Below are 12,780 nucleotides of genomic sequence, written 5' to 3' on the forward strand. Positions count from 1 at the left end.
CATGGATGTTGAAAGACTCCCGTCGGGAAAGTTTGAGAGCAACAAACTGGTGCTGGAGCTGACAATGATCGCATATAATATCCTTCGAATCATAGGGCAGGAATCGCTGAAAAAGAAGGATGCTCCCGGCCGGAAGAAAATACATCGCCGAAGAATACGTACGGTGATCAGTAATCTTATGCAGTTTGCGGGACATCTGACAGAACATGCCGGCCGTCTGGTGCTGTCCATTGGAAGGAGTAATCGCTGGAGATTTACTTTCAAGCGTCTTTATGACAGCTTTGCATTCATCACCTGACAACAGGTAGCTGAATATGGCAATGGCAGCTGCACACAAATGGTGCAGTCTTTTTCTGAACGCAAAATTATGCAGCATTTTCAAAATTTAGTATACAATAACAAATATGGCAAACATTTCCTGTGTGCCTTTTCATTTTGAAACAAGGTTCACGGATTCAGGAATCCAATTAAATTTTTGTTAATTTTACAGCCGACACATTTAATATTACACGAAGAAGAAAATCTTATTAAATATGCAAAAAGGCTTCTGCCTAAAACAGGGCAAAAGCCTTAAAAATTATGCGATTTTTAGGTTTAGTTACAAGCCAAGGGGGACTATTTCATCTGCCCGAAAACACGTTTTTGAAAAAAGTGTTGCAAAAGCGGTTGAACACAAAGATTTTCATATCCGATAAGCCTGAATTTTGCGGCGCAATCGGTGCGGGATTGTTTGCCGTTGACAGCGACAGATTGTTGGAAAGGCTCGAATGTAACGCCTTGAACATAAACCCGAAAAATCTTGTGATTTTATTCGGAACGAATGACATCGGCATAGGAGTTCCGACCGAGTACACCTTGAAAAATATAAAAGAAATTTTGCAAAGAACGCAGACACTTTGCTCGAATACCGCCGTAAAAAGCAGTATTCGGGCATAAAAAAGCCTCGGAACACGAATGTTCCGAGGTGATGGCAGATTATATCAACTGTCAAGTCTTTAAAGGTGGAGATTTGTCCATATGGTATCAGATGAAAATCATTCGTGTTTTGCGGCGAATTCTTTTAATAATTTCATTGCAATGACATCATGCTTTTTCGAAAACATATGCCCTCCGCCATCTATAAAATGAAGTTGCACCCGTTTGGAATCTTGCATTCCGATCGGCATCGTACTTTTATATGCTTCTGCCGCACGTGTGGCATAAGAAACATCTACGATTTTATCCTTTGTACCATGCACGATGCACACCCTGCCGGCGTAGTTCTTAATTTCTGCAAAGGCATCCATTTGCATGACATCCATTGCATAGCAACACCCCAATTTCATCAGTCCGCAGCGGAAAGTATCGGGAACATTTTGCGGATCAAATTTTGCCATCATCATTTTTCCGGCTCTGGCGTCATCCGGGATACACAATGCCGGATAAAACAGGACAAGTTTTTCTATCGGAAAGTTGTTCTTTGCTGCCACCAAAGCAGACACAAAACCGCCCTGACTGCATCCCATCAATAAAATTTTTTCAGAATCTGTATAGGAAAGATTTCTAACATTTTCAATGACCGCTTTCAGATCTTTGGTTTCTGTCAGAACAGACATCTCTGTGGTTTTTCCGTCACTTTTTCCACACATAGCAGAACCGCCACAAAAATCAAATGTAAATGCAACATATCCCATTTCAGCCAAAAAAGCCGCATAATGTTTCACACTGTCTTGCCATGCCATAAATCCGTGACATACAATTGCAATCGGAAGATGATCTCCTTTTGGACGGTAGATTGTTCCACGAATCGTCAATCCATCTCTTTTGCATTCAAAAGTGCTTTCTGTAATTCCATCTGATAAAACAGGTTTCTTAAAAATCATAATTTTTCTCCAAATTCAGTGGTATTTTGTTTTTGTTGCATCGGCTATATTTTTAACACTGATTTTGTGTAAATGTTTTAGTCAATAGCTATTTTGCTTGTAATAATCATAAGCACGGGAAACACAAAGGAGCATTCTTTCATGATCGACATATTGTTCTTTGGTTTACTGTTAACTCACACTGTCATAGTATAATAATGCCATTACTTTGTCAATAACTGAAATCATACCTTGTGCTTGAAGTTCTTCAGCCTTTTTAACAACGGCTTCTTTGGTAGGGTAGGGGAAAGAATATCATCAAAGCATTTAAGTACGATCATCGGCAAAATGACTTTCTCTGATAAGTCTGCTGAATAATATTCAGCCATACCTTCAAGTACGTATTCAAGAATTATGCCTTTTGAGCCTTCGCTAATGTTTTCGTTAGCGGATATAACCTTAACTCCGTTTTTTCTATTGTCCATTTTTTACGGACTTGTTCAAAATCGAATTCCATCCTTTTTGTATGTCTTATCACTTTTAGGCTTGTATGAGAATTTTAAGAAATGTTTTTTAAAATCTTTGATTTCTTAACAGTGCTTACGGTTGCCTGAATTATCGGACCGGAGAGCAAAACGGTGGCAATTGTGCAAATTCCGAATTTACCGCCGAGCAAAACGCCGATAATTACCATTATAATATCAAGAACCATTCGTACGATTTTGATTTTCCACCCGTTTTTTTCGGCAAGCGAAAATGTGACTGCTTCATATGAGCCCCTGCCGAAATCAGCGGCGGAGTAAATCCCCGTTCCGAACGAAAATATAGCAATGCCAAGCAGCATTATAACAAAATTAACCGCTTTAATATCTGTATAATGCTGAATTTTTGTGAATACATCTACGAAAAAACTGTAAATGATTTGGTAAAGAATTGTGCCAATATTGATTTGTTTTCTGTCATAGAAAAGGGCAAAAATTATCATTGCCACAGCCACAATAAGCGACGATGTGCCGATTGACATACCTGTCACATTCGTCAGCCCTTGCCACAATATCGCAAGTGTTGCGCCGCCGAAACCTGCGCCTATTGCAAGCGTAATTCCGTATGCGGATATTATTGATCCGATAACGATCATCAGCGTTTTTGTTGCATATTTTTTGAATTTCATATTATCACCTAAAAAAATAAGACTGTAAACTCTGCTGTTGTGTTCAGAAACAGCAAAATTTATAGTCTTCATCAGCCGAGACAGCTTTATTTTTTTGATTATACACCCGAGCTTTTATAAAGTCAACGGTTATAAATATGATTTTCTGTATTCGCTCGGAGTTTTGCTCATTTCAATTCGTGTTACGATTTTGATTTGAGCGATGTCTCTCAAAAGTCTCAGTCATAAATGCCCCCAATCGCACTAAAATGACTTTGAACACTATTCTCTGACGAAGGCGAAGGTGCTTTGTCAAATGTTCTGAGTATTTCTTCAATTTCTTTTTCTTGTTCGTCCATTTGATTTCTCCTTGTTCGATTTCTTTTCGTAAGGAAAAGGCGGCAGCGGAAGCTCCGCTACCGCCATCCTTAAATGGTTAGCTATCTGTTATTTCACAGATTTTCTTTTTTAGTATAAACAGTAGTTGTCACAACTCCGAAGCCGCTGACGAACAGCAGAGCGATCCACAGCCACTCATACTGTTGTCGCCGGTCTGCGGATTCTGAACATCATCCGAAGGCTTGGTGGTATCGTCAGACTTGGTAGGAGCGGCAGGTTTGGTTGCCTTCTGACCTTCTTCGATAGTCTGAGTCGTTACTGCAGAGCCACCAGCAGAATCAAAGGTTACGGTATAGTTTTTATTTCTTTGTTGTAACAGTCTTAGCTTTTGACCAGCCTGAATAAATCCTTATGGATTTGCCGTTAATCTTAACTGTCTTATAGGTGCGAACTCTTACATAATACTTTTTCTTGCCCGAAAGCTTTGAAATTTTCTTTGATACTGTTGTATTCTTGCCTACTGTTACGGTCTTAGCCTTGCTGAATTTACTTGAGGCACTGTACTGTACCTGATAGCCTGTTGTCTGTGTAGCCTGCTTCTTCCACTTTACTGTAAACTTCTTTGAACCTGCTTTAAGTGAGGAAATACTTGTTGCCTTTGGCTTGATTGTGAAATAAAGCGTCTTTGTTCCGCTGTATTTACCCTTAAAGGTAATCTTTACTGCGTACTTGCCAACATACTTTCTGCCTTTTGCATAAGACACAGTATAGTCAGTATTCTTAACAAGTGTCTTTCCTGTTCTGTCCTTAACAATAACCTTAGGTGTTCTAACCTTTCCGTTATATGTTAATGATGTTGCTTTAAGCTTTATGCTTGATGCCTTTGTAATTACTGTCGTTGAAAGAGTTTTCTTACATACCGAACAGTAATTTACTATCTTGCCGTTTGCTGTTGGGGTTGCCTTTGTTACGGTTTGCTTTGTGGTGTGGGCAATCTTAGCAATATTGCCCCAAGATGCAAGGTCGGTTATTTCCTTTGTACCGAGTACATCTTCATAGAACTTGCCACAACCTTCGCACTTGTAGTATGCTTCCTTACCGCCCTCTGTGCAGGTGGCAGCTTTCGCAGCAACCAAAGTCAGATTGTGAGTGTGCGGTACAGTTTTGTAATATCCGCAGGTGTCGCAAACATTGTCAGAACCGTAATCGTGAGCCGCTTCGTCCTTTTTGTCGTGGCAACGAGAACATTCATGCCAGTGGTTAGTATCATCAGACTTCCATTCTGTGCCTGTGGTATGTCCGGGAGCCGGAATCTTCACACTGGTTTTATCGGTAATTTCTACCGATCCTGTTGCATCTGCGAACCACTTGTCACAGCCATCGCAGGTGTAGTATGCGGAATTGCCCGCAGTAGTGCAGGTGGCAGCTTTCGCAGCAACCAAAGTCAGATTGTGAGTGTGTTCTTCGTTTTTATTTTTGTAATAATATGTAACAACCGTTCCGTCCGAAACAATAGGCTTATTCAAGCCGTCAACCTTTATAAATTCATAATCATAAAGTGTTTTTGCCGGTGTTAAATCAAGCTTTGTGCCGTATGGCACGGTAAATGTTCCGCCGGCAGTGTTTGGAATTTCAGAGCCGTCCTCAAATTTATACTGAATTGAAACGGTTGTGTAGCGCTGTGTTTCCGTATTGTCGTCTGCAAGCACATTTCCGTTTTCATCGAGCACCTGAAATGCCACGGTATCGCCGCTCTTAAGCTGTGCATCAGACGGAATTTGATAAATAAGCGAGCAACTCTTTAAGCCTGAATTAAAGTCGCTTTTGATGTGATCCAAAGCACCGAGCGGCCAGAAATTTGCCTTATCATTCCAAACAGGAATGTCAAAGGTTTGTACTGTTTGAAGCGGATTCCCCGATGAATCGGTCGCAACGCTTCCGTCGGAGTGCTTAATCCACATTTTGAATTTTAATTGTCGTGCATTTTTATCTGAAATGTTTTGAATAACAGTTCTAAGCTCGATTTTTTTACCGTTCATATTAGTATTAAATCTGCTTTTGCTGTTGCCGCTCAAAAGTCGGTCATTGCGATTATATGTGTAATTATAATATGAACTTGTTTCAAGGTCGGTAAAATCAGACGGCTTTGAATAAGCGCCCGTATATTCCTTAACCTCGGGAGTTGCAACATAAAGGTCTACATCCTTAACAAGCTGAGACATTCGCTTGAAGCCCTGCAAACGGCAAACCTCACAGAATTGATAGTTTGTGTCTCTCATTATGCACTCATAACTTGAAACAAGCATTTTTGAGCCGTAAGCATTGCGGCAAGTATATGTGTTTCTAAAACCTAAAAGCTGTCGCCATTTTATCTTTTCCTGGTCTTCAACCGAGGAAAGATTGAGTGATTTAAGTTCCTTATCGTCAAGCAAATATCCGTTACTGTATTCATCACCGAGACCGAGCAAACCGTGTCCAAACTCGTGTGCAAAAGTTTTTGACGCACGATAACTGTCTGATGGCGAAATGAAATAATGGAAGCCGTATTCACGGTTATTATAAGCACCGCCGAAATCTGATTTTGTGTTTACAACCATAGCGAACTGAGCAATATAATCGTGAACATAATAATAAGGCTCATATTCCGAACCGGACGGAATTGTGTTTGGATCACACTTTTTTTTGATATGAGCATCGTGAATTTTCTCGATAAATTCAGGACCGATACATCTCTCAAAAATATGATTTTTCCACTGACTTCCGTGGAGATTATTAGAAATAACAGGCGAATTATATTTGTCGACTATAACATCAAAGAAGGTGCTTCCACCATTGTCAAAAGTCGATTCGGAAGCTGTGCAAAGAGCGTAAACATTGAATCTGTCGGCATAACTGCGATACGGTTCATATTTCATAGCGTCCTGCCAAAGTCGTTTGACATCATTGATGAATTTGCCCTGCTGACTTTTTGTGTATCCCTCGCCGCAAACGACAACAACCATATTTTCCGTGTCGCTGCGTGTTTTTTGGATGGTATAAACAGGGATGGTAGGATTAGAATATTTTCCGTCATTTGAATACCACGGGCCGAGGGTGAGCTGAATGCTTTGCTCGGTGCTGACATTCCAATCGGGATTTGCGTCCTCGGCAGGTTCCGAAATTGTATAATCATCCTCTTGCTTATTTGGAGCAGAGCCGATATAAGGACTGCTTTGTGAGCCGCTGCCGGAAGTTGTAACAAAATATTCGGAATCGAGATAAAATGCAGGTCTTACGCCCAAATCGGAATACCACGGAGCATAACGACCGACCTGACCCGATGAACTGATATAACGCATATCGTGATTGCAATCGGTAACAGGAGTGCGAAGCCAATAAGGCCAAGCCATACCGTCATTATTATACGCAACATAATAACCTTTGAGATTTTTCCACACGGCATTAGCCTGCTTTACATCAAGAAGAAAAACCTTTTCGGTTGTAGTTTCAAAATATGAACTGTCGTAGTTTGCCACCGCTTCCGAAATATCGGTGTAGTATAACAAATCCGAATTTGCGTCTCCATCAACTATGCCCTTGTTGTATTCGGGATGAGAAACGAGAGAACGCTGGGTAACGGTTTTCATTGCCGCAATTTCAGATTTTGAAAAAGCGTTGAGAAAACCCGCTTTTTCGTTGTACGCTCCCACACCGCTTACATATCCGTCTTTCGGAGGGTTGCCGCAAAGCCAATCGACTTTGCCTTCAGCTGCGGTCGAATTTAACCAAGAACGCATATTGCTGTCTTTCCAATAGTTAGAACCGTAATCATCACGCTTATAGCTTCTGCTGTGTGATTTTGAATTGCTGTTGTCATTTGTTTTGGCATCATATGCAAGGGTGTCAACAATTTTGTCTGCAAGCATAAGCGGTCCGTTATTGTCAATGCTTACACATCGCCAAAGAATTGAGGCATTGTTATACGCGCCCATTTTAACATAGTCGCCAACTTTAATATCGGGCTTTGATGCCGCCTGAATGGTCATCGGCAAAACGGAAATTGCCATGCACAATGCCAAGAATATTGCGGTTATTTTTTTCGTCATTAAGGAACCTCCTTTATAAGCTATATATTTGCTTTTATTATATTGTAAGGTGTTATATGCGTCAATGAAAATCCACCTTATTCCGTGAAACTTACCATAGTGTTACATCCCTTTTTTTCAGCAATAATACCTGCTGGAAACTGATTTTCGCAATACATTTTATTTCACCCACTAGGTTAAACAAAATTTTGTTTTTTTACTGTATCATCATGCATTATCCTGTATAATGAAAGTATCAAAAGATAGGCGGAGGCAGTGCAATGAAGAAAATACACATTGAATTCAGCGATGAGCGGCTCATTACTCCCAGTGGTCTGGTATTCGTAGGGCAAATACTTGGAAAAAGCAGTTTTGTTAAAAAAATCAACCGTGCTCCAATTTCAAAAGATTATCTGCAGAAACAGATAAAAAATGGAGACGTGCTCCTCACCTATATTGGTATGCTCTGTCAGGGAAAACCCCAGTATGAGGCTGTCCGTGAAATGATGGATGACCCTGACTACTACAAATACGCATTAGGCATCTCCTATGCGATTCCTTCCGCCGAAACACTCCGTCAGCGTTTTGACATGATCGGGGATTCCCTGCGCAAAGACATCCAGCAGGCAAATGTCGACATGCTGCGTGAAATGCACATAGAGCCGACAGCCCTGGATAACGGCTTTGTTCCTGTCGATATTGATGTAACCCCCTTTGACAATTCGAAATCCAATAAGGAAGGCGTATCCCGTACCTACAAGGGTTTTGACGGATATGCACCAATTATGGCATATATCGGCACAGAAGGATACCTCGTCAATCTTGAACTGCGGATTTGGAAACAGCACTGCCAGAAAGAAACTCCTGATTTCCTGAGAGAGACCATTGAACTGTGCAGACAGCTGACGGAAAAACCACTGCTCATCCGGCTGGATTCCGGCAACGATGCATCTGAAAACATAGGCATCTTTATGGAAGAAAGCTATAAATACAACAATGTGTCTTTCATCATAAAACGGAATCCCAGACAGGAAAGTAAAGAAGAATGGCTGGAATCCGTCAGGGAATGCTGCCAGAATATCCAGCATCCACGTGATGGGAAAACTGTTTATATCGGACAGACCTTCCGGAATGTGACATATTCCCTTTCTGATAACGAGGAGAAAACTGTCGGAATACGCACAATTTATGAGATCACGGAAAGAACCATTGACCGATATGGGCAGTATTTTATCGTACCCGATATAAAACTGGGCACATACTGGACAAACACTTCCCTGCCAGACGAAACAGTCATTGATCTTTACCATGCCCACGGAGAAAGTGAGCAGTATCACAGTGAAATCAAGACGGACATGGATGTTGAAAGACTCCCGTCGGGAAAGTTTGAGAGCAACAAACTGGTGCTGGAGCTGACAATGATCGCATATAATATCCTTCGAATCATAGGGCAGGAATCGCTGGAGATTTACTTTCAAGCGTCTTTATGACAGCTTTGCATTCATCACCTGACAACAGGTAGCTGAATATGGCAATGGCAGCTGCACACAAATGGTGCAGTCTTTTTTTGAACGCAAAATTATGCAGCATTTTTAAAATTTAGTATACAATAACAAATATGGCAAACATTTCCTGTGTGCCTTTTCATTTTGAAACAAGGTTCACGGATTCAGGTTTTTATCTTTTCGATTTCTCCTTCAATATTCTATATTGATACTCTGGTATTTTCTTGATACCACCATTTAAGATCTTATTTCCCAAATAACGGAAACTACCATCTTTATTAAATTTTACAGTTAGCTCATGAGTAATGACCGCCTCATTGCATAACACCATTTCGCAAACCGCATCCACGGTAAGAGTAACTGTTCCATTGGAATTATGTTTAATCTTTGTTACTTCCGGGATAGAAGTTCCAAAAAAATTAGGAGCATAATTAAAACATCCCAATCGCATCCAATCATATGTCTTTTTCTTTTCATTATAACTTGCATACTTTTCAATATCTTCTCTGGAAACAGGTAAATATTCCATGATCAATTGCTCAAATTGATCTTTGGGTATTCCACTTGGATATTTTTTTCCATTAAATTTCTTTTTATATTTCATAGCATATAAATATTCATATAAACCATTATAATCTATCTTTGCATATGTTCTTGATCCCAATTAGAACATAAAATATTATTGCCCTGATACGCTAAACCACGAACGCATTTTCTTGATAATTTCCGCTTATTATCACTCATTGGCTTAATCCTGATCAGACAGCTTCCATCTACCATTTCCGTCACTTCAGGATATTCCGGCACACACAATTCATAGCAAAACCATCCTTTTCTCGAATATCTCCATTTCTTTATCCTTGTGTAGGAAACAAATGTAATAATTGGCTTACCATTATCATCCCACGATGCATTTGAAGCCAATAGAAACATATCCTTTCCGTCATAAATAAATTTTTCTCTTCCAATGCTGCCCTCGGAATGAACTTCATAAATAACACCCGACCCTTTCTGTTTCTTCTGTGCTTTTGCAAGAAATGAAGAAAATCTTTTATAATTCTCCATATTAGAATAATCTTCAGAAACTGTAACAGAATAACCCTGTTGTTTTATCTTTTTAATCATTTTACATATCGATTTGTTATCTAAAACAACATTTAACGAATCTCCTTTATCCGCATTTCTATATATATGTTCAAGTCCCGACATTATCTGCATAGAATCTCTTGTAGCCTCTTCATTCTCTTGAGCGGATACCGGCAAGTCATATCCTTTTTCCAGATCTTCTTCCGATATAACATCTTCTTTTGTATTATTATTTGGGACACTTTTTAGCTTTTTCTCATGCTGACTTGATGTCTTTTTCACATCATTTGTCTTTTGACTGCACGAACAGCAAAAAACACAAAGAGTCATTACAAAAAGGATTAAATATAAAAATTTTCTCATAATTCTGCACACTCCTTCCTGTTTTCAATTTTTACCAAACCATTTATCCAAAACAGCCTTATCTTTTTTTACCACATAACCACTTCCTCCTATTCCCTTTACATCTTCAACCATACTGACAATAAGAATAGGTTTTTTGTTTTTCTTATCTGGTGTCATAACAGCAAACCACCCTAATTCAGTTCCTGTCGTATCACTCTGCGACTCTTTAATTTCAGCAGTTCCTGTTTTCCCTGCTAAAATCATATCTTTACGATGTATGGCATATCCCGTCCCGTGTGAATCATTTACTACACTTTTTATACCCTCTAACACTTCTTGGGATACGGATTTGGAAAAGGCTTCTGAAATCCACTGCTCTGCTTTGGCATTTTCTTTATACAATAAATACGGTTTCAACACATTTCCGTCATTGCAAAAACTTGTGTAAATACAAGCCAAATGAAGTGGATTGACAAGTACCTGTCCCTGACCATATCCCGTATCCGCTAACCCTACCTCACTTTGAATATGCTTATTATTGGAGAACTTTGACTCCGCCATCATTATTTCAAATGGAATAGATGAATGAAACCCCAACATAGATAATGACCTCTCCATCTCTTCTGTTCCGATTTTAAGTGCTGCTTTGGCAAAATATATGTTATCTGAATATATCAATGCATTTTTCAGTATAACGGGGCTATATGTATGAAGTGTCGTAACATGATATGTCCCCCATGTTTTATCTTTTTGCCAGCTATGTCCTTCATTTCCAAAATTATCTGTTCCGGTAAATGCTTCAGACTGTAAACCAATCGCCGCAATAACAGGCTTGAATGTGGATCCCGGACACCATACTTGTCTAAAACGGTTATACAATGGTTGTTTCTTATCTTTATTTAATCTATCCCATTGCTTTTTACTCATTCCCATTATAAATGCATTCGTATCATAGGAAGGTGTACTAACCATTGCCAGCACTTCCCCAGTAAATGGATTCATGGCAATGGAACAACTTTTGTCACTTTTAAAATTTTTATATAATTGCGCCTGTAAATCCGCATCTATCGTTAATTTAATGTCTTTTCCATCTTTCACTATTTTATATGCCAGCTGCTCTTTCTCTTTTCCTTCTGAATCAGCAATATATATTTTGCATCCATTTTCCCCCTTCAATTCCTTTTCATATACCCCCTCTAACCCCGTTTTTCCAATGACACTGGCATTTGTATATCCTTCTCCTGCATGCTTTTCTAAATCTTCTGCAGTTACATTTTGTACATACCCCACTAAATGTGCAGCCTCATCCTTTAATGGGTATTCTCTGACTTCTACATCCGAAATCATTACACCAGATATTTTTAATAATTTTTCCTGTCGTTTTTGTTCCTCAACAATTGTTTCATCCGGATCCAGTGCGAGTAAATCAAGTTCTTTTACTTTTGCAATTTTTTTAATCGGGACAAATGAATCTTCTTTTACCCATTTTGCCGTTAATTCCTTTTCTATATCTTCTGGTTTTATTCCCAACAATTTCGCAATTCTGACAATGGATTTTTTCCTATTTTCTAACTTTCCAGGTATAATTCCAACAGATGAAGCAACACCCTTTCCCGCAAGCATTCTTCCATTCCTATCCAGAATTTGACCTCTCTGCGCCTGTATTACGGACACACGCACTTTGTCATCCTCTGTAAGCCCTGGATAGATTACTGAATTACTCCATACCATTTTGTACTGATCATCTTGTTCTAAAAAAGCAACTTCGTTTTTAAAATCCACTTTTCCGGCTACTGTGTCAAAAGCTGTATTATATTTAACTGTTAAACTTTCTTCTTCATAATCTATAATTTTTATATTGATGTTTTTTGCTTCAATCCCCTCATAAATAGCAGAATTGCGCTTCACAAAGTCCTCTTTTTCAATGGTTTCTTTACTCTCATTTGTTATCATTTCATACATTTCGCTATAGTTTTTCTGACAAATGCAATTCATATATGACTTCAAAACCTGTTCAGGACTTTTGACAACCTCTTTCTTAGTTATCCCTTTTATAGTAAACAGGACTACACCAGCTATAAATATTATACTTAGCACCAAAAAGCCAACACGGATCATTCTTCTTTTTCTATTATGTCTATATTTCATAATTACTCATTTTCCTTTCATTTTTCTTTCATCCAATCTATGCAACCTAACACCTTTTTTCCTGTATGACCGGATTAACTTTTGATCTACAGGAATAATACACATACGAACACTTTCGCCGTATGCGAAATAAGGATAAATTCCTACTCCATCTCTATAATACAAATCGCTTGGTAGATTATAGCTATGAAATCCTTTTTCTGTCTGAAATATATGATCATATGCCTTTTTATTTAATTTTTTATACAAACTTGTTATCTTATTCTTCTCCATATTCGGAAAAAGCATTTTCAAACAATAAA

Annotated in this window: 8 protein-coding genes and 3 pseudogenes; 3 read left to right on the forward strand and 8 right to left on the reverse strand. The window is 39.0% G+C overall.

Annotation, left to right across the window (positions count from 1 at the left end; all coding sequences use genetic code 11):
• Both DW981_RS12955 and DW981_RS12960 read left to right on the forward strand, forming a co-directional pair.
• A pseudogene (locus DW981_RS12955) lies at positions 1–298 on the forward strand (IS1380 family transposase); the annotation flags it as partial.
• A 281-nt stretch (positions 299–579) separates the two neighbouring features.
• Positions 580–936 carry a GDSL-type esterase/lipase family protein gene (locus DW981_RS12960; RefSeq protein WP_118508021.1) on the forward strand — a complete coding sequence of 119 codons (357 nt, stop codon included), beginning with the start codon at positions 580–582 and terminating at the stop codon, positions 934–936.
• 98 nt (positions 937–1,034) lie between these two features.
• On the opposite strand, the gene DW981_RS12965 is transcribed toward DW981_RS12960, so the two are convergent.
• The 4 genes and pseudogenes from DW981_RS12965 to DW981_RS12985 all read right to left on the reverse strand — a co-directional run bounded on the left by DW981_RS12965 (position 1,035) and on the right by DW981_RS12985 (position 7,415).
• Positions 1,035–1,862 (reverse strand): alpha/beta fold hydrolase, encoded by an 828-nt coding sequence (locus DW981_RS12965; RefSeq protein ID WP_118508022.1) that lies wholly within the window; start codon positions 1,860–1,862, stop codon positions 1,035–1,037.
• A 326-nt stretch (positions 1,863–2,188) separates the two neighbouring features.
• Positions 2,189–2,317, reverse strand: a pseudogene (locus tag DW981_RS15795) (recombinase family protein); the annotation flags it as partial.
• Positions 2,318–2,400: 83 nt separating this feature from the next.
• Entirely contained in the window at positions 2,401–3,084 is a 684-nt protein-coding gene (locus DW981_RS12975) for a YitT family protein (protein ID WP_015559621.1), read from the reverse strand.
• Between the two features lie 605 nt (positions 3,085–3,689).
• Positions 3,690–7,415, reverse strand: coding sequence for a M64 family metallopeptidase (locus DW981_RS12985; RefSeq protein WP_118508023.1), 3,726 nt, complete (start codon positions 7,413–7,415; stop codon positions 3,690–3,692).
• A 260-nt stretch (positions 7,416–7,675) separates the two neighbouring features.
• On the opposite strand from DW981_RS12985, the pseudogene DW981_RS12990 reads away from it, so the two are divergent.
• Positions 7,676–8,906: pseudogene (locus tag DW981_RS12990) on the forward strand (IS1380 family transposase).
• Positions 8,907–9,071: 165 nt separating this feature from the next.
• Here DW981_RS12990 and DW981_RS15800 read toward each other — a convergent pair.
• The 4 genes from DW981_RS15800 to DW981_RS15405 form a co-directional block, all read right to left on the reverse strand.
• A complete protein-coding gene (locus tag DW981_RS15800) occupies positions 9,072–9,503 on the reverse strand; it encodes a DUF6070 family protein (protein ID WP_243034762.1) in 432 nt (143 codons plus the stop codon).
• 32 nt (positions 9,504–9,535) lie between these two features.
• Positions 9,536–10,348, reverse strand: coding sequence for a DUF6070 family protein (locus tag DW981_RS15805; RefSeq protein ID WP_243034763.1), 813 nt, complete (start codon positions 10,346–10,348; stop codon positions 9,536–9,538).
• A gap of 24 nt (positions 10,349–10,372) precedes the next feature.
• Positions 10,373–12,478 carry a penicillin-binding transpeptidase domain-containing protein gene (locus DW981_RS13000; protein ID WP_118508024.1) on the reverse strand — a complete coding sequence of 702 codons (2,106 nt, stop codon included), beginning with the start codon at positions 12,476–12,478 and terminating at the stop codon, positions 10,373–10,375.
• A gap of 6 nt (positions 12,479–12,484) precedes the next feature.
• Positions 12,485–12,780: hypothetical protein (locus DW981_RS15405; protein ID WP_207664005.1), on the reverse strand; the 296-nt coding region annotated here is incomplete at its 5' end.

The sequence above is a fragment of the Clostridium sp. AM49-4BH genome, assembly GCF_003478335.1.
Taxonomy (GTDB): domain Bacteria; phylum Bacillota; class Clostridia; order Lachnospirales; family Lachnospiraceae; genus Butyribacter.